Genomic DNA, 19,178 nt, shown 5'->3' on the forward strand with positions numbered 1-19,178 from the left:
CATCCCCTTGCTTAAACTCAGAGATAACGGAGGTTTGTCCATTGATCGGCGATCGCTATTATTTTAACTTGACTGAGATTTTAACAAACCGGGTTTTTGACCAAATCTGCGGGCGGCAACGAAATATCTTCCTCAAAAACCCGGTTTCTGAACCCCAAATTAATTCGACTGAATTTGCGAATTCAAAACCTTAGAAATTCGATCGCGCGTTTCCTCCAAATGAGCCCGCGTATAAGCATCAGCATTCCGATCCAAATTCCGAATACTCTTGCTCAAACCCTCCCGCAACTGCCGCAACTCGTACCAAGCCAAACTCCGCGCATCCTCAGGAACACTGGTTTTTCGCAGCACCATTCCGATCAAAATCGCCAAATGTTCCCGCTGCAAAGAACGCCGAAAAGTTGAAATTTGCATCTTCTTTTCCGGCTGCAAAACCTCTTTCCAGATATCCTTTTGCACAGTATCCAACACTTCCGGCAACCTCAAAGCAGTTTCCGGCGCTGATTTTAACTCCGCATCCCGCAGCCTCGCCAGCCGCGTCGGAGATAGCAAAACCCGCAATACAAACCGCTGCAAAAAAGTAATTCGATCGCCGATCGGGTAATCTAGAGGAAACACCAAAGCCGGACTTCCCCAGTGCTCCCAGCGCGAAGGCGCCAATTTGTTGAGCAACTCCGGCGCAAAACTAAACGCATCCGGCGCAAAAACGTACTTCTCTAATGTTGCTAAAGCTTCTCGCTGCTGAGAAAGTTCGATCGGCACAAACGGCAACTTCGCATTAGTATCTCCAGGGCGAATCCGACTAAACGACTGTCCGCCCACATACAAAGTCGCATTCATCACTTGGTTGACATAATACCCGAACACCGAATCAAACATCACCCGCAGTTCGTTATAACCATCTCCCCCAACCGGAATTCGCTTTTCTAAACGCTTCCACATCGCCCTAGCATTATCCAACTGCCATTGCGAATACCTCAGCATATTGGCGCTGAGATCAAAGGTATTTGCAGCGGGATCGAGATCGACAGAATCCTCATCCGGCGCGTAAGCTAATTGTGGTTCCGCAGCGCGGCTGGCAATTTGTTGCAGCGCTGGTAAGTCGCTGTTCGGGTTTGCGCCGCCAATCACCTTGTAACCGTACTCGATCGCCCAATCGTCGTAAGGCCCTACAATCGTTGGAAAATAGTCGCCCTGCACTGTTCCCTGCGGTGCCAAATTAATCGGCACATAATCCATCACCGACGCAATCATACCTTGCGTGCGAGTTACCTGAGTATTGTTCAAATCCTCCGGTTGCAGCATCGTACTCCCGTGAAAATTGTGCCTTAAACCGAGAGTGTGACCGACTTCGTGCGCCGTCAAATATCTGATATATTCCTTCACATAATCGTCAATCGTCCCACTGCTAGGCGCTGCATTTTCCAACAGATCCATCGACATTGCCCCGATCGCAAACTGCCGGCTCGATTCCAACCCAAAACACATATCCGAACTCGACATCAAGCGCGATAAAGGCGATCGCTGTTGCTCTTGGTATCTTTCTACCAAAGTCGGCAAATCATCAGCAATTCCACCTTGACCATTTTCCCCGCTGCTTTTTCCTAAATCGCCATTTTCTAGCACCTTCAAATAGCGAGAATACATCCCAAACTGACAGGGATTGGTATTAGAACCGTTTCGCCCTTGAAAACTCTTAGATAGCGAGCGATTTTGTTCCACCAAAGACCCATAGCCCTGTTTGATTTCCCGGACAACATTAGCATCCAAAAGAATGTCAGCATCCAAAATTTCCCCAGTCAGCGGGTTAGTGCGAGACGGCCCGATGCCTGCAAACTGAGGCTCAAAAGAACTCGACCAGCGAATAGTATTGTAGCGAACGTCAGCCGGGTCCCATTTAGCATTGTCCGGCATTTGTTTGACCTGAATTGCCTCAGTAAAACCTGCCTTTTCAAAAGCTTTGTTCCACTCCAAAACGCCCTCGCGAATTGCGTTTCGGTATTCGGGAGGCACATTATTTTCAATCCAAAAGACGATCGGCTGTACCGGAGGCGACATCGGCGCTGTCGGGATTTGCTTTTGCAAATGCCAGCGATTGATATAGCGCACAAAAGGCTCCCGGCTGCTCTTGTCAGAAAAGTCCTTATATGCTGTAAGAAAATAGCCCACTCGCTCGTCCGCAAGTCTGGGGCGGTAGCCGTTATTTAGCGGCACTTCCGAGAAACTGTAGTGAATGCGGAGGTTAAAAGCGCGACTGTCAGGAATCGAAGGTAAATAGTTAACCGCACTGTCATCATCGCTAGAAAAACCGTAAATAGAAGCAATTTCCACATTCAGCGGAAACGCCTTAACATCTTTAAAATAAGACTTGTCTTCATCGATCGAGTAAGAAGCGCCCAAAATCATCGGCAAAATCGCTTTTACCCCAGGTAAATCCCGCTTTTCGCTCATCAGCAAATCGCCTAAATCGATCAGCAGAGTTTGTCTTTGCGAATGAATACTTTTGAGCGGCAAAGAATAGAGAATCGACTCGCTAAATCCCCGTTGTACCGAACCTGCTTGCGGGTCGCCCGGCCTGGTGCGAAAGTTTATATTTGGTATCACAAACTGCACCTTATTTTGGACGCGGCGCAGTTGAAACAAGAAATCGCCGATCGGCATTCCGCTCAAAATGCCCGCTTCCCCTAAACCAGATGCCAATGTCACAAAGCACAGGAACTTTTTGTTGAGTTGTTCCGGTTTAATTTCCAGATACACTTTATCAGTGGCTTGATTGCGGTAAAGAGTAAATAGTCCCTCTAACTTTTGTGCGTCTTGGACAACCTGTTCAAAGGGTGCCAGAGTTTGCTGTTCGCTACTTTGTTCGTTGCTGGGCGGCCCAGAGGATAAAGCAAAAGGTAACCAGAAACCTTTATACAAACTGAAGCAGAAAAATGCTAAAGATAATATAAAAAATATCAAAGGCAGATTTTTTCTGGCACTTTTTATCTGTAGATTTTTGGTGTTTTCAGGAAATATCAATTTTTTCATTTTCAGTATCCAGTGGCCGGAAAGAAGAGTTTTGAGATACCCGCGCCGCACTCGCAACGCTGGGCTCCTTTAACTTCTAAAATAACTCACAACTCAAAAGTCAAAACTACTGTTTCGCGGGCCAGGGAATCATGGGATCTTGAGCCAACCGCTTAGAAACTGCAATAGCACCGTAACGGTTGAGGTGGCTGGGGTCGGAAAAAGATTCCCGCGCTTGGGGCCACAATAAACTATTATCTAGGAAAATTAGTCCGCTTTGGGCTGCTAATTGTTGCATATATTGCCGGAATTCTTCTTCGTAACCTGTCCGCACCGGGTCTAAATAATCCTCAGTCAGAGGCATATTCACAAACACGAGATTGATGTTGCGAACCTTGGTAAATTCGATCAAATTTTTGAGTGCTAGAGCTTGTTCGCCTATCAATTTAAAATTTTGATAGTCGGAGTCGTAATAACCAGATACTTTCGGGTGCTTCTGAAAGTAAGTCTCGGGATTGAAGCGGATATCGATCGGCAAAAAGCCATTTGGTTGAAACTCGCTGACGGGTTTACTCGCAGCAGTTGGCTGGGCATTTTCCGTTGTTTGTTCGCCCAGGGCTGCGGTTTGGGGGCTGTCAGTTGCAGCAGGGGCTGATGGATTAACGATCGATCGCAAAAACCCTTTGAGTCGATCGCGCTTTTTGTAAATTGCAGAACCCTCAACCAACTTTTTACTCACCAATTGCTGAACGTTAGCTTGAGTTTGTGCCAAATTGTTCACCAATTCAGTGGCAGTCCCCACCGGATTGTTGGCGCTTTCGTTCGATGTTTCGGATTCTAATTGATTGGTGCGGATCAGAAAACTACCCCGGCTCAATTGCCTGTAACCTTCCGAAGAAGCGATCGCACTAAAAGTCAAATCCGGCCGCCCGCTGTTTAGAGCCCTCGCCCCGTCCGCCAACACCAGCAATTTCGGCAGTTGTTGCGGCGGCAAAATCCGGCGGATGAGCGAATCTACAACCTGGAGAGTAGCTCCATTCACCCCAAAATTGTAAGCCCTCAGCCCCGGGTAGCCTGAAGCTGCCAAAGCTGTTTCCAAAACCGCCGGGTCGATGCCTCGCAGCGCCCTCGAACTACCGACAATTAAAATATCCGGCGGTTTTTTGTGCAAGTGGATGTACTCTTGATAGCGCGCTATCTGCTCGTCAAGCTGCTGGCTCCTCAAAGTTGGGAACACCGCAGGAGCAGAAACATCAGCTACAGGAACGCTAGTATTTCCCGGTTTCGTAAACCCAGAGCCATTGAAAGCCTCTTGCTGGTTCGCCGACGGCGACGGCTGCAACGGAATTTGAGGCAAATTTACCTCATCAGCAGGGGGAACGGGGTTCGGGCTTTCCTTCGGAAGTGGGGCTGTAACGTCGTCCACAGCCTTGGGAGAGGGATTTTGACAATTTGGGCCCTTACAAACTTCCGAGGCGCTAGGAGCTTGACTGACAGTCGCAGATTGCAGAAATAGACCGAGGAGCCAATCGGTATTGAAAGTCAGCAGACAGCCCGCGATCGCCCAAATCAAAGCTATTCCCGCCGCGCGATCGGCTCTCACGCCTCCCGGCGCAGCAGCATTCGTTGACAAACCATCGTTGGGAACAAACAAACCCGAAGCGACAAGCGGTTGCACCGCAGCTTGAACTAACTGCTCGCCCAGATTGTATCCCGGGAGTCTGATTTTGAAGCGGGGCCGCCAGGAGTTGGGCGTCGGAGCATCGAACACCAAATTGTCGCCCAAACCCGAAAAAGCCCCCTCATCCGCCGGCGCAAACTCCGGTACCGGTTCCTTTTCCAACACAGCCAGTTGCGAGGGAGCCGGTGCGGGTGCCGCTGCTGATTCCTCGTCAACCGCCGTTCTGAGGTCAATTGCGTAGCGCCACAGCGGCACTTTCTGGCCCGCGCGGCGTCCGTAGACTCGCACCCCTGAGGCTCCCGGAATTTGTAACTGCCGCAAGAATTTAGCCACCGGCGGCCCGACCTTCGACTGAGAAGGGCAAGTCAGAGCTTCAGTCATGACGTGCAGCACGTCGGCTTTTTGCAGCACGACCGCCCGAATCCCTCCAGTTTCCAGCTTGCGCCTGAGACTGGGGTTGAGCAACCTGTTCAATAAAAAAGTCAAAGCCAATTGGTCGCCCTCGATCGCGAGCGTTTTGGTGCTCGCAGCCAAGTCGGGATGGTGGGCAGCAGGCAAGTCCACCCAGTCTATCCACACCGGAGACTCCGGGGCCGCCTGAGAGTCCTTGGCTGGTTCTACGCCGTAGATAGTAGCTGCGCGGATGCCTTGGGGTGCGAAGGAAGCCAACAAAGGGGCGATCGTGTCGGTGGTTTGCTGCTTGTCGGGGTATTCTTGCCGTTTAGTCTTTTGTCCTTTTTTGGCAGTTTTGCTGCAAAACAGGTGGAGGGTTGCTTCTTTGAGGGTGGCCCGCACTTCGACTCTCGATGCTGCCAAGTGTTGGTTTAGCAGTTTGGCGATCGCAGGTACGTCTCCCCACCTGGCCCATTCCTTGAGAATTTTGTCTGGCGAAGTCAAATCCACCCGCAGCACCCAGTCCGGCTTCGCTTCGCCGCTGACTTGGCTGCCGATTAATGCTTCCCGGAAATCCTCTAGTTCCAGTTTCCGCAGCCTGCCGGCGATGGGTTCTGCCAGCAAGGAAGGGTCGGGGCTGTAAGCTGACTCGCACAGCACCAGCAGCCGGCGTTCCTTGGGCTTGATATTTTCCGGCGCCTGAGCCTGCAGGTTTTCCCGGCTGCTTTTGAGTTCTTTTTCGCGAATGCTTACTTTCACCGAAACTCCCATCGGCCCGAGGATTTCGCTGAGATAGCTGGCGATCGCCTCTGGATAGCCCCGGCGCGCCAAAGTTTCCGGCGAAACCGTCAATGTTCCACCGCGATCGCCCTCGCCTGAGTCAGCTTCGGGGGATTGAATCAAAGCCACCGCGCCACGGTTCGCTTTCTGCTGCGGGGGAACGGCGGAACCGAAAACTTCCCGCGTCGCAGCAGCCGAAGTGTCGATCGTCACGGCGGAAGTTTCAAAAACTTCTGGGTATTGAATCCGGGAGGCGACGGGCAGACTTTCGGCGTCAAAATCCAGTTCTTCCCGTACTTGCGGCGGGTGGGTCGATGTTTTTACAGCCTCTGGTGTCTGTTTGAGTTTGTGATTTTGATTCTTAAATTGGTCGAAAAATCCGCCTCTTTTAGGGCTGGCTGGCGGTTCGTCGGGGGAACTAGCTGGCGGCGGCACTTCGGCAACTTTTGGTTCCGGTTGCTGTGGCTGTGGCTGTTGCTGTCGCTTGGGACTGCTGCAATCGAGCCGGACTGTCCAGTCATTTTGTCGGGAACCGATTTTGCGACCGCACAGAAACAACTGGTAAATTTTAGGTCGATCGGGCAGCAGTCGCGTTAAATCAGTGTGTTCGAGGGCGTTGGTAAATCTCGCCGTCACCAATTCTTGAGACGGGCACTGCGCTGCTTCGCACAAAATGTGCAGGTGATTTCCCCGCAAACGCGCTTGTACTTGAACTTCGGGAAGCCCTAAAGCTTCCCCGGCCCACTGCGACGCGCTCGATCGATTGTCTGCCAATATGCTCCCGTTCGCATTCAACATGAAACTCTAAATTTTGCCAAAGCTGGTTTTGTTTTCTAGAAATAGCACAGTTACAGATTTTACAGACAATTATTTGATTTGCCGAGCCTAACCGTTTTGTCTGGTTTAAGCCATGCTGGACTTAGTGTCTTGCCTTGTATCCCCTCGGCTTCGAGCCGTTGGGGAATATTTTTTTGATAATACCTCGACATTTTGGCACAGATAGGTCCAACTTAAGCCAAGCAATAAGTTATTCGTCATTAGTCATATCGTTTCCGTTTGCATCCGAATAATAATTAGACCTCTCTCATAATTCTTGTGGAACAGGCATCCTGCCTGTTCAAGACTGGCTTTTCGGGAAATTTCTATTATTTTCCGACTGTAGTGCTGTGGTTTCGCCATGCTCCGCGGAGAGAGTCGCACGATCTATCTCATTCGGGGAGCATCCCGATTTTATACAAAGCGTTTTTTCCGAGTGCAAGCTTAAGATCTCGCGAGAAGATATTTATAGACTTGGCTGCGCGGGGACGATCGCTTGCAGGATATCATTCGGATGTCACCGGATTTGAGATCGGAAGTCATTAGTCAAAAAGCAGCAGTCAAGATGATTGTTTGCCTTGTAAACTGAGGATTACGGATTGACACAGGAGAAATTTATGCCGTCGGAAAACCAAGACTTGCTCAAAAATAAAACACCTAACAGTCCAAAGTTGCCAGTTCCCTCAGACATTTTATTGAGCTTGGTCGCCTTACCCATGCTGGGCGGGTTGGTGGTGGCTAAAGCTGCTGCTGAGTTTGTTGCGTCGATCGGCGTTGAAAGCGAAGAAGTTTTTCGGGGCTCGCGCCTCCCCGTGCTCAACTTTCCTCAATCACAGGACTAGAAGGCCCAAGGAAGGATAAGGAAGGATGCTGCAGCTAGAAGTTTAATTTTTTGACCCCGCCTAAAAACGGATACGGTGCCACGTACTCCTGTCGTGGAGAGATAAAAATTTTCGACCCCAGTTCAACTTCCCAGATTCATCTTTGGAGTAAATCTAAAATTGTTCGACTGAGCGCGAGTCAACTGACCGCTCGCCGAACCTCTCAGGCTGAGCGTCTAAAATCTAAAATCGCAAGTCAACTGATATGAAAGCTTGACAATAGGTACAATCTGTGGCCTAAGAATTAATCTTTCCTTATACTTTGTACATAAGTGCCTTCTACTTTCTACGTTGCAAGAAGTTGTCTCAAATTTGACTGCAAACAAAAGTGTTTTAGGCGAAACTAAACCATACAATTTTCTTGACACCCGCAGCTATTGAGGAACAGCCCGATGAGTTCAGTCCTCCAGTCTTCAGAACAGGCTATTGATGCAACATCTATTTCCCATTCTCCCGCTTACCCAAAATCAGACCTGTTTCTGCGCAATCGCCTCAAAGTAGTAGAGGACTTGTGGGAATCGGTGCTGCGACAGGAGTGCGGGCAGGAATTGGTGGATTTGCTCCAACAAATGCGATCGGTCAATTCCGCTGAGGGACAAGCCACTCAGTTTCGCGAGTCGAATGTCGTACAGTTAATCGAAAAGCTCGACCTCAACGCCGCCATCCGCGCCGCTCGGGCTTTTGCACTGTATTTTCAGTTGATCAACATTGTCGAACAGCACTACGAACAGCGAGACCAACAGCTAGCTTACTCTAGCAGCAACGATGCTGGTGGGCGGATGTTTTCTAAGCTGCCAGGACAAGCAACGGATGCCCCCGATCGCCCGCGGCACAGGGAAGGCCCAAGCCCCACCCAAACAGCTTTGAGCAATGCAGACAGCAGCGAGACGATCGCCCGAGATGCCGGCACTTTTCACCAACTGTTCCCGATGCTGCTGCGCTTGAACGTGCCCAGCCAGCAAATCCAGCGTTTGATCGATCAGTTAGACATCCGCTTGGTATTCACCGCTCACCCGACGGAAATTGTCCGCCACACGATCCGCACCAAGCAGCGGCGGATGGCGAAGATTCTCCAACAGCTAGACCAAGTTGACGAGAAATTTCAGGTGCTCGGAGCCGACCCTCAAAGCCCCTACCCGGTGTCTTGTTGGGCAGCGGCGGCTCTCCAAGAGCAACTGATGGAAGAAATTCGCCTCTGGTGGCGCACGGACGAACTGCACCAATTCAAGCCGACTGTGCTTGACGAGGTGGAATACACTCTCCACTACTTCGATGAAGTGCTGTTTGATGCGATTCCCGAACTCTACCACCGCTTAAAGCAAGCGCTCCACGCTTCTTATCCTTATCTGAAACCGCCGAGTTACAATTTTTGCAAGTTCGGTTCTTGGGTGGGATCGGATAGGGACGGCAACCCTTCTGTGACTCCGAAAGTTACTTGGCAAACAGCTTGTTATCAGCGCCATTTGGTGCTGTGTAAGTACATCAACGCCGTGAAACGCCTCAATGAACTGTTGAGTTTGTCGCTGCACTGGAGCGACGTGCTGCCGGAATTGCTCGAATCTCTCGATCGCGACAGATCGGAATTTCCCGAGGTTTACGAGCAGTGGGCGATCCGCTACCGCCAAGAGCCTTATCGGTTGAAGCTGGCCTACGTGCTGCAGCGGCTGGAAAATACGCGCGATCGCAATTGGCGGCTCTACAAAGGAGACGAGTTGCAGCGGGAACGCGAAGCTTTGTCAGAACCTCCCGGAATGTCGGGGCTTTATCGATCGGGTACTGAGTTTTTAGCCGAGTTGCAGCTCATCGAGCGCAATTTAGTCGAAACAGGTTTGAGCTGTCGGGACTTGGAAAATCTGCTCTGCCAAGTAGAAATTTACGGATTTAATTTGGCTTACCTAGATATCCGCCAAGAGTCAACAGTACACTCCGACGCTTTGAGCGAAATTGCTGAATACTTGCAAATTTTGCCCAAGCCTTACAATCAAATGTCGGAATGCGATCGAATTATTTGGCTGGCAACGGAACTGCAAACTCGCCGCCCTTTAATTCCAGCAGAATTGCCCTTTTCTCCCAAAACTTGCGAGACGATCAATACCTTCCGGATATTGCGGCAAATGCACCAGGAGTTTGGCCCGGAAATTTGCCAAACTTACGTCATTAGCATGAGCCATGATGTCAGCGATTTACTGGCGGTTTTGCTGTTAGCAAAAGAAGCCGGACTTTACGATCCGGCGACAGGAATTAGCAGCATTCAAGTAGTTCCCCTGTTTGAAACTGTGGAAGATTTGAAAAAAGCGCCGGAAGTAATGCAAAAAATCTTTGATCTGCCGCTTTATCGAGCTTTGCTAATAGGAGGATACGCGCAGGAAATAGCGGAAAAAAGCGAAGAAAATATCCAATGTCCAATCGACACTCTCAAATTGCAAGAGGTGATGCTGGGCTATTCGGACAGCAATAAAGATTCTGGTTTCCTCAGCAGCAATTGGGAAATCCACAAAGCTCAAAAGGCTTTGCAAATGGTTGCGGAAAAATACAATATAGAGTTGCGAATTTTTCACGGCCGAGGCGGTTCTGTAGGGCGCGGCGGCGGGCCTGCTTACAAGGCAATTCTGGCTCAGCCTGGAAAGAGTATTAGCGGGCGAATTAAGATTACCGAACAAGGCGAGGTTTTGGCTTCTAAATATTCTTTGCCGGAGTTGGCGCTTTACAATTTGGAAACTGTGGCGGCAGCGGTCATTCAAGCTAGTTTGCTGCACACTGGTTTTGATGGCATCGACCCTTGGAATGAGATTATGGAAGAGTTGTCGGTGAGATCGCGATCGCACTACCGCCATTTAATCTACGAACAGCCGGATTTAGTTGATTTCTTCCACCAAGTTACTCCGATTCAAGAAATCAGCCAGTTGCAAATTAGTTCTCGCCCGGCCCGTCGCGGTGGCAAAAAAGACATCAGCGGTTTGCGAGCAATTCCGTGGGTGTTTAGCTGGACTCAAAGCCGCTTTTTGCTGCCTTCTTGGTACGGTGTCGGCACAGCTTTGCAAGAGTTTTTGCTGGAGGAACCAGAAGAACACATGAAACTTTTGCAATATTTCTACTTGAAGTGGCCATTTTTTAGAATGGTAATTTCTAAGGTGGAAATGACTTTATCTAAGGTGGATTTGCAGATTGCAGAACATTACGTGCAGGAGTTAGCTTTGCCTGCTGATAAGGAGCGGTTTAAGGCTTTATTCGATCAAATTGCTGCCGAATTTCACTTGATTCGCGATTTGGTTTTAACGATTACCGGACACCAACGTTTGTTGGACGAAGATCCGGCATTGCAGCGATCGGTGCAGTTGCGAAATGCGACGATTGTGCCTTTGGGTTTGTTGCAGGTTTCGCTGCTGAAACGTTTGCGGCAGCACGGTAGTGGCGGGGTTCCGGGGGTGATTCACTCGCGTTACAGCAAGGGTGAATTGTTGCGGGGAGCTCTGCTGACGATTAATGGAATTGCTGCGGGGATGCGGAATACCGGCTAAGGAAATAGTTTTGAGTTTTGAATTCGTGGTGAGGTGCGCGCTTACGCACCTTGCTACTGCTAGTTTCAGAATTCAGGCGATCGCCCATTGTAGTCACAGCCATAGAAAACTGTTCGCTATGCTAGCTGAGATTTTTTTATGTCTAAACGCAAACAGTCTGAAGGTTGTCGCCCGATGCTGCGGCGCACTTTTTTATTTTTAACGGGCATAGCTTTGGCCCGGGTTGCGGCTGACTATTTTGCGATCGCCCAAAACCGAGATAGTTTCTTGACTTTCATGGGTCAAATGTGGCAAAAGTCACTCGCTTTTTTATCCAGTATACAATCCAATCAAACTCCTCCACCTCGGCCTAGTAATTCCATTCTAAAATCCGCGAAAACTCCTCAAACTCCGCCCAGCAATCCCATCGTTAAATCGCCCGAAAGTCCTCAACCAAAGGCCGCGAATTCTCCTTTTGTGAAGTCTCAAACTCAAGTTATTAGACGTTCCGCTAATCAAGCAAAACCTGTACAACTCAGCAGTCAAAATCTAGCTGGCGCAAGTTTTTATCTGACAACTATTGACCTCGCCGACCCAGAAATTTATATCACAATTGGGTTAGCTAATAATGCAGACTTTGCAAATACTTCTAAAGTAACGCGGGGTGACGAACCTTTTGAAAATATGGTGTCGCGTTACCGGGCTGCTGTTGTTGCTAACGGGACTTTTTTTGGTAAAGATGAGCAGAAATCTGTGCTGGGAAATATGGTGGCGGCGGGTAAGTTTCTGAAATACAGCCGATGGGAAAATTACGGCACGACTTTGGGGATGAAAGCGGGAAATCAATTGGAAATGGTGACGGCTAGAACTGAAGGTAAGCCGGATTGGAGTCAACATTGGTTTTCTCTGACTTGCGGGCCGAGATTGGTTAAAGGGGGGAAAGTTTGGCTGTCTCCTTTATCGGAAGGTTTTAAAGATTCTCATGTTTTGGGTGTGGGTTCGAGAACGGCGATCGGCTTTCCAGCTTCGAGAGATAAGTTATTTTTGGTGACTTTTCTTGATAGTTTGTCTTTGGAAGCAGAAGCTAAAGTTATGCAAGCGATCGGCTGTTTGGAAGCGATGAATTTGGATGGGGGCGCTTCGGTGGGTTTGGCTCATCAGGGGCAGGTTTTATTGCCACCGGGCCGGAATTTGACGAATGTGCTGGTGGTTTACGATCGCGAAAATCCAGCGCCGGCTCAGTTAAAGGAGTCCTGGGAACGCTTTCAAAAGGGATCTCGACCTTCCGCCGATCCGTCCGTTTTTTTTGATTGATCTAGCAGAAGGAACTTCGGCTTCCGTTGCACGCGATCGGGATGTAACGGATGGAAGAAAGAAGTCCGATGGAAGTCGGAATCTAGGGAGGATATCGATTTTGGGTAGTGATCCCGAGGGAAGGATGAGAGAATAACTCGTATTGCTGATTAAGCAAGGATTTGACTGGGAGACTAAAGTCTCCCGCGATCGCCCTTCCCTGGACTGAAGTCACAGGGTTTTCAGCTTATTTCCTATAACCAGTGCTGGGGATACGTCCTTTCTGCCGCTAAATTATTAAAGATGACGGCGCACAAGACCAAGATTATTGAGCCCTCAAAAGCAGGTGTTAGCAAAAATTTCCAGTCTGGTTGGGTCATCATGACGACTAAGGCAACTGCTCCCGAAGGCGGATGTAGAGTTCTGGTAATCTGCATAATTCCGATCGCACTAGAAACAGCCATCCCCATCGCCCAGGGAGAAGAACCGAGAAAATGCAGAATGATTAAACTGGTGAGAGCAGCGAAGAAATTGCCCCCAATGACATTCCGGGGTTGAGCCAAAGGGCTGTCAGGGACACCAAAGATCAGAACGCTTGTAGCGCCAAACGGAGCCATCAGTAAAGGAGAATTAGTTTTTACAGCCAGATATGACGTTGCAGTAATTGCCAAAAAACTGCCAATCCAACTCCAAAAAATATGCCGAGGATGAGGTCTGTCTACTGGGCAGGCCAATGGACACGATCGCCATCTCCCAAGGGTTTTAAACCAATAACTTTCCCATTTCAGTCGAATTTTTTTAAGGTCAATCATAAATCAGGTTAGTTAATAACCAGGCTTCTTAAATTGTCTGAACTAGCCTCCGCTAAAGTTAAGATATCATAACAATTTGTCAAAAAGTAGTTAAAGGCACAGATTTTTTACTTCTATGCCAGTCAAGCAGCAGCTAACCACTCGCTTGGAACCCACTAGCAAGTTTGGTCGGTTTTGCAACAGACGTTATCGGCAGTCGCACAACTTCACCGTTAGCCGTCAGAGTTATTGATGAGGGTAAAGCCAGAGGTTATTTGTAAGGTGCGATGCCCAGTAAGCATAAATTGAAAGATCGCACCCACACTTTGGATAAGTCTCTAGGTCAGAATGCGATCGCCCTTTTCTGGTTAGTGCGATCTTCTCGCTCGCACTCGGATATAATTACGAACTTAATCTTCGTTACGGAGAGTTTTGCCACTCGGCGGTAAGCTTGCGGAAATTGTATTGAGACGCGCCGGGGTGACAAGTAACGCAACTGCTGATATTTGCGGGTTGTGGCAGTTTTACTTTAGGGTGGAGTGCTTTGAAATAGCGAGAACTGGCGACTCGGTAGGCAACTTCTTCGTCTTTTCCTTGGGGACGGGAAAAAGTTTGCAGGTAGTTCCACACTAGCAGGCGGGGCGGGTCTACTAGCAGTTTGATGGTTTGTCCGTAGTGTTGGGAATCTTGCAGCAAGCGGCGCCAAGTTTCTGTAGGTAATACTTGCGGCGGTAAACCGATGTGACAGGTGGCGCAGTTTTCTAGGTACAGTTGCTGTCCGAGTTGGTAGCGTTCGGGAATGCGATCGACCGTACCAGTATCCTCGATCGAAGACACCTGAGCAAGTCGCGCGGGAGTGCGAGAGTAGGCAGTCTGAGCTGCAACCCATCCGCCACAGGTACAGCAGATAATTACCAACACTAGCAACGTTGAGTAAAGCCCCCGCAAGCCTACTCTGCGACGTTTGCGGGGTTTTTCCTGTTTCATAATTCTGAATTTATTTTTGGTTAAATCACTGGTATGCTCATGCCTTCGCGGGCTAAGCAGGCATTGGCGAACGTTGCCTGCACCTCTGCTTCGACTCGATCGAGAAAATTGTCGTCGTGGCCCGGATCGTGGTGAAACATCACGATTTTTTTGACTCCAGCAGCTTTCGCTATTTCTACTCCTGCTTGCCAAGTCGAGTGTCCCCAACCGACTTTCGGGGTTTTGAAGTTGTAATACTCTTCGTTGGTGTAGTTGGCGTCGTAAATCAGCACGTCGGCGTTGCGAGCTAGGTGTAACACGTTGTCGTCTAGCCGATCGGGAAAATGTTCTGTATCGGTGCAGTAGACGGCCGTGTGTCCCTCCCAGGTGACTCGATATCCGATCGCGGTGTTGGGATGGTTCAACAGTGCCGTTTCGATTTTCACATCGTCGAGTTCGAGAATATCCCCAGGGGTCAAATCGTTGAATTTGAGGTCTGACTGCATCACTTGGATGGGGACGGGAAAATTGGGGTGCACCATTTGGTCGGCAAGACGGTGTTTGATGGTAGTGCCGTTGGGGGCGATCGCACCGTAAATGTGAAAGCAGTTCCCTGGGATAAAAGCGGGAGTAAAGAACGGAAACCCTTGAATGTGATCCCAGTGAGTATGACTAAAAAACATATGGGCTTCGACAGGCATTTGCCGCAGCAGGTTGAGGCCGAGAACTCGCAGGCCCGTACCGCCGTCAAAAATCAGGCGTTTTTTGCCCAAGCGCATTTCTACACAGGAGGTGTTGCCTCCGTAGCGCAGTGTTTTGGTGCCGGGGGTGGCTATGCTGCCCCGCACGCCCCAAAACTGAACGACAAACTCGGTCAAAGGACTATTTTCCATTGTGGCTTTGCGATCTGAAGGCTGTGGATTGGGTAGAGAGGGTGCGGAATCTGGCATTTTTTTTAGTTTTGGCGGCAGGAACTTGGGAGTTGAAATCTTAGTTTTTACTTTTTAGTTTTTACTTTTTAGCAATCTGTACTATAATCCAGCGCTTTATCGGGAAACCATCCGAGTGCCGAACACTTGGGCTGTTAGAATTCTCAACCTTACGGGTTGGTGTAGGAGATGTCACGCTTGAGAGATTATTTTTTGCATCATGCGGGCTGCCCGGCGTGTTCTGTGTTCTGAGATTAAGATAGCGCCGATCGATCTAAGTGTTAGGGTAAAATTTCCTCAAACGTAGAACGCATTCCCCAGGGGTATAATTTGCGCTTAATCTTACTCTAGGAGTAGTATTTTTTTCAAGATTGGGACCGGGGCGGGGTTTTGAGGAATGCCGTTCCGGTGAATCGGCATTGACGACTGATTTGACCTTCTAGCTACCCGTTCCTCGACTGCATCGCCTGACCTGCAGCGGTTGCCTTAAGTTCGGCCTCCTGAGTTTTTAGTCGGGTTGTAGTCGAGGAGTGCGGGCTAGGGGCTTATTTGCGATCGGCTGCGATGCACTTTTCGACTAAGGGCATGACTTGATCGACATCTTGCCAACCCAGAATTTCCGTGACTTTTTTCTCCAAATTTTTGTAGGTTCTAAAAAATTCGGCAATTTCGTCCAAGCGGTGGGGGGCTACGTCTTTGAGGGACTTATAGTGAGCGTAGCGGGGGTCTTTGTCGGGAACGCACAGCAGTTTTTCGTCCCTGTCGCCTCCGTCGATCATTTCCAGCATTCCGATCGGACGGGCTGCGATTATGCACCCTGGAAATGTAGGCTCATCCATCATCACCATGCCGTCGAGGGGGTCGCCATCATCGGCTAAGGTATTGGGTATGAAGCCGTAGTCGCACGGATATTGGACTGAGGAAGAAAGCACCCGATCGAGAGCAAAGGCTTGCAAGTCTTTATCAAATTCGTACTTGTTTTTGCTACCGGCGGTAATTTCGATGAGGACGTTGAGCAGTCCTGGTTTCGGCTGTGCCGGAATTAGCGATAAGTCCACAACAATATCTCCAAGTTAACAGATGATTGGGATGAGTGCTACTTGCCAAATCCCTTTGATAGCATTTTACGGGCGATCGGGCCGAACGGCTGCATGAGATTGACCGAAAGCGGACGAGTGCGATCGGGGTTACACAATTTGAGGATGAGGCTTGTGGGGTGTCCCACCTGCTGTGAAAATACACCTGAGGGGCGGGACGCATCCCCCAGCTTGAGAGGGTAATGCTTTGTTTGGGCGAGATAGATATTGTCAGAACCATTTATTCTTTTTATCGTCTCTCAAAGTTATTTGAATTTTCAGTCCCAACCACTGGCTTAGTTCTGTCGCTAACCACTCGATTTCTGATTCACTTAGTCCCTGCTTCATTCCTAGTTGATATTTTTGGTTGCCCGCTTGCATAATTATCTGAGAAACTCTAGATAATTTGTTTTTCGTGCCGCGCCTAGTATATTCAATTTGTTCAATTTCCAACTGGCCAATGTCTTGTCTGGGAGCTGGCGGGCAATAATACCATTCCCACCCTAGCAGATGGCTGATATAGGAGATTTGCTGTCGATCGATTCTGAGACGCACTTCCACAAATAGTGCATCGATAAACTTTAATACTCCTGCCACAGCTAAGAAACTTCCTAATATCAGAAAAAGTAGCGGATTTATATCCCCGTTATGAAAATTGATATATAATGTGACATTCGCAGCAATCACACCCGAAAGCATGGCAATTAAACCAAAACCGACTCCCTGCGGCGGAATTATAACTTCTATAAATTCCGAATTTTTGGTCAATTTAATATCGCTGCCTTGCCGCTGCACTGCTATAGGATTTTTGTCTGTCGGGCGGGGATTTTTGAGCGATAGCCATGCTTCCCCAGCCGAGGATAACCGTTTGTTTAAACTAGGTTCTGTCATCCACTCCAGCCAATCGACTAAATTAGAATTGAGATGCGTTACCCGATCGGCAAATTGAATTTTCAAATCCTGCTGCGACAGTTCAGTGGGATGCAAACCCGTTACCAAATAAATTAAAGTTGCACCTAAACCGTAGAGATCCGAAGCCGGAACCGATCGCCCGCCAAACTGTTCCGGTGCCATATATCCGTATGTCCCCACTACTGTAATTGTGCCGCCAAATTTTGCAGCTTGGTTCTGCACCGAACCAAAATCAACTAAATAAACTTGTCCGACGGAGTGGGCAGATCTGCTGTGCAGTAAAATATTGCTTGGTTTAATATCGCGGTGAATAACAGGCGGCTCTTGCTCCTCGTGCAAATAAATCAAAATTTCTAACAGCGATTTAGCTAATTCTTTAACCTCGCTTTCGCTAAAAGTACGTCCCGATCGCAAATGCTCTTCCAAAGTTTTCCCCTCTACATAAGTCTGTACCAGGGCAAATCCTTTAGTGTCTGGTTCGTCAATTTCCAGGTAGTCGAGGTAGCGGGGAATTGCTGGATGAGCAAGTGCTTTTAAAGTTTCCGCTTCCCGTTCAAATAGCTTGAGTTCTTGCCATTCAAAATCGCTGCCGAGGAATAGCTGTTTGATGACAACTAATGCTTGAGTTTGCAAGTCACGAGCTAGCAGCGTTTGGCGACCAGTTTGTTTTCCCAATAGTCGCTGCACTTCGTAGCGTTCTGCTAATATTTGGCCAGTCATGTTTTTCCATCTGAATTTTAACTTGACATTAAAAGCTCTTCTTTTATATCCCCGACTTCTTGGAGAAGTCGGGTATCTGGGTATCATGATCTTATTCTCAATTTGAGATTACAGTCCGCTTGCTTTTTGATACCACCGAGCAATAGAGTTGGTATTTGCCCCCATTGACAGTCCTGCAATTAGGGACGGTGCAGATGCGAAGATAATATCATAATTCCTACCAAACAAAGGATTTATCCAAAAGAAGATGATGCTTGTCGAGGTACAGAGTACGATACTAATTGCACTTAAAACCTGTCGATTAAGTTTGGGATTAGTTAGGGGAAAAAACCACAAGCGGGTCACAATTCCTACGATTATTCCGTTCCACAGCCCCAGCAGCAAGCCGAGAGAAACGCCCACGATTCCTCCGATAATTGTCCCCATACCTGGATAAATAAAGGTGCTGTAAATTGCTATAGAAGCTCCTACAGCTAGAGCTCCTGTCCCAGTGCTGCGCCAGATCGCATTCCAGAACAAGCTAGAGGTATCCACCGTTTTTTCCTTTTTCAATGGCAGGGAATATTGGTTTATTTGCTGTGGTTTTTCTAGAACTTCTTTTGCGATTTGGACTGAGGCGGGACGGCGATCTAAACTCGGATGTGTCATCCACTTCAGCCAATTGGTAAAACCGGAACTCAGTTGGGTGAATTGCTCGAACTCGATCTGCAAATCTTTCTGCGGCAAGTCGGCAGGATGCTGCTTGGTAATTAAGGCGATTAATGTTGCTCCCAAGCCGTACAAGTCGGAAGCGGGAACCGCCCTCCCGCCAAATTGTTCTGGCGGCATATAGCCGTAAGTTCCGACAACGGTGACTGTTTTCCCTTGTTGGGTTGCTAGAGTTTGAACTGCACCGAAATCAACTAGGTAGACTTCGCCGACGCTGTTGCCCGATCGATTCTTGAGTAAAATATTGCTGGGTTTAATGTCCCGGTGAATCACCGGGGGCTGTCGCTGGTGCAGGTATGCGAGAATGTCTAATAATGCTGTTGCTAATTGTTTGACTTCGCTTTCGCTGAAGGTGCGGCCGTCTGAAAGATGTTCTTGTAGGGATTTGGCTTCGATGTAACTCTGAACTAGGGCGAATCCTTTGCGGTTGGGGGTGTCGATTTCAAAGGAGTCTAGATATCGGGGAATTGCGGGATGGGATAGGGATTTTAAGGTTTCGACTTCTCGCTCAAACAGTTTTAAGTCTTCCCAGTTAAAGTCGCTGCTGAATGAGAGGAGTTTGACTACTACTTGCTGTTGGGTTTTTAAGTCGCGGGCGAGTAAAGTTTGCCTTCCTGCTTGCTTGCCGAGCCGCCGATCGCACTGATAGCGATCGGCTAATATTTCTTTTGACAAATCGCCGATGTTTTGTCCGCTCATGTTCTCTTGCCCTAGAACCGATTAAAC

Annotated in this window: 11 protein-coding genes; 3 read left to right on the forward strand and 8 right to left on the reverse strand. The window is 48.8% G+C overall.

From position 1 onward, the window contains the following. Window positions 1-159: 159 nt before the first annotated feature. Together QUB33_RS01125 and QUB33_RS01130 are read right to left on the reverse strand one after the other, a co-directional pair. The gene (locus QUB33_RS01125; RefSeq protein WP_333346150.1) at window positions 160-3,030 is read right to left on the reverse strand and encodes a zinc-dependent metalloprotease; all 2,871 of its coding nucleotides are present in this window, start codon (window positions 3,028-3,030) and stop codon (window positions 160-162) included. Between the two features lie 106 nt (window positions 3,031-3,136). Further along, a complete protein-coding gene (locus QUB33_RS01130; RefSeq protein WP_333346153.1) occupies window positions 3,137-6,661 on the reverse strand; it encodes a hypothetical protein in 3,525 nt (1,174 codons plus the stop codon). Between the two features lie 635 nt (window positions 6,662-7,296). Between QUB33_RS01130 and QUB33_RS01135 the strand changes: the two genes are divergently transcribed. The 3 genes from QUB33_RS01135 (at window position 7,297) to QUB33_RS01145 (ending at window position 12,371) form a co-directional block, all read left to right on the forward strand. Next, window positions 7,297-7,521: a hypothetical protein gene (locus QUB33_RS01135; RefSeq protein WP_190733033.1), complete on the forward strand. Its 225-nt coding sequence runs from the start codon at window positions 7,297-7,299 to the stop codon at window positions 7,519-7,521. A gap of 431 nt (window positions 7,522-7,952) precedes the next feature. Then, window positions 7,953-11,078 carry a phosphoenolpyruvate carboxylase gene (gene ppc / locus QUB33_RS01140; protein WP_333346157.1) on the forward strand — a complete coding sequence of 1,042 codons (3,126 nt, stop codon included), beginning with the start codon at window positions 7,953-7,955 and terminating at the stop codon, window positions 11,076-11,078. Window positions 11,079-11,216: 138 nt separating this feature from the next. Beyond that, window positions 11,217-12,371, forward strand: a complete 1,155-nt coding sequence (locus QUB33_RS01145; protein WP_333346162.1) for a phosphodiester glycosidase family protein — start codon at window positions 11,217-11,219, stop codon at window positions 12,369-12,371. 233 nt (window positions 12,372-12,604) lie between these two features. Here the strand turns inward: QUB33_RS01145 and QUB33_RS01150 are convergent, their stop codons facing one another. From QUB33_RS01150 to QUB33_RS01175, 6 genes are all read right to left on the reverse strand, one after another. Further along, the gene (locus QUB33_RS01150; RefSeq protein ID WP_333346164.1) at window positions 12,605-13,162 is read right to left on the reverse strand and encodes an HPP family protein; all 558 of its coding nucleotides are present in this window, start codon (window positions 13,160-13,162) and stop codon (window positions 12,605-12,607) included. Between the two features lie 399 nt (window positions 13,163-13,561). After that, window positions 13,562-14,128 carry a diheme cytochrome C gene (locus QUB33_RS01155; RefSeq protein WP_333346167.1) on the reverse strand — a complete coding sequence of 189 codons (567 nt, stop codon included), beginning with the start codon at window positions 14,126-14,128 and terminating at the stop codon, window positions 13,562-13,564. A gap of 20 nt (window positions 14,129-14,148) precedes the next feature. Further along, window positions 14,149-15,057 carry an MBL fold metallo-hydrolase gene (locus tag QUB33_RS01160; protein ID WP_333346170.1) on the reverse strand — a complete coding sequence of 303 codons (909 nt, stop codon included), beginning with the start codon at window positions 15,055-15,057 and terminating at the stop codon, window positions 14,149-14,151. Window positions 15,058-15,581: 524 nt separating this feature from the next. Next, a complete protein-coding gene (locus QUB33_RS01165; RefSeq protein ID WP_006634582.1) occupies window positions 15,582-16,094 on the reverse strand; it encodes an inorganic diphosphatase in 513 nt (170 codons plus the stop codon). Window positions 16,095-16,343: 249 nt separating this feature from the next. Then, window positions 16,344-17,744 (reverse strand): serine/threonine-protein kinase, encoded by a 1,401-nt coding sequence (locus QUB33_RS01170; protein ID WP_333346172.1) that lies wholly within the window; start codon window positions 17,742-17,744, stop codon window positions 16,344-16,346. 108 nt (window positions 17,745-17,852) lie between these two features. Next, window positions 17,853-19,151 carry a serine/threonine-protein kinase gene (locus QUB33_RS01175; RefSeq protein ID WP_333346176.1) on the reverse strand — a complete coding sequence of 433 codons (1,299 nt, stop codon included), beginning with the start codon at window positions 19,149-19,151 and terminating at the stop codon, window positions 17,853-17,855. Window positions 19,152-19,178: the final 27 nt, after the last annotated feature.

The organism is Microcoleus sp. B3-A4, assembly GCF_036705385.1.
GTDB lineage: Bacteria > Cyanobacteriota > Cyanobacteriia > Cyanobacteriales > Microcoleaceae > Microcoleus.